Source organism: Desulfosporosinus metallidurans (assembly GCF_001936615.1).
GTDB lineage: Bacteria > Bacillota > Desulfitobacteriia > Desulfitobacteriales > Desulfitobacteriaceae > Desulfosporosinus > Desulfosporosinus metallidurans.
This window is the reverse complement of sequence record NZ_MLBF01000248.1, coordinates 1-243: the sequence shown is the minus strand read 5'-3', so window position 1 is coordinate 243 and position 243 is coordinate 1. Positions and strand designations below refer to the sequence as shown.

The window sequence follows — 243 nt, the reverse complement described above, 5'->3', positions numbered from 1 at the left end:
TCATGAAGACAGACGTATCAACATTAAAGACAGACGTATCTACGTTAAAGACAGACGTATCAACATTAAAGACAGACGTATCTACGTTAAAGACAGACGTATCTACGTTAAAGACAGACGTATCAACATTAAAGACAGACGTATCAACATTAAAGACAGACGTATCAACATTAAAGACAGACGTATCTACGTTAAAGACAGACGTATCAACATTAAAGACAGACGTATCTACGTTAAAGACGG

The 243-nt window shown here is 36.2% G+C and carries 1 protein-coding gene; it reads right to left on the bottom strand.

The features are described 5' to 3' along the window. Positions 1-243: hypothetical protein (locus DSOL_RS28360; RefSeq protein WP_170871645.1), on the bottom strand; the 243-nt coding region annotated here is incomplete at both ends.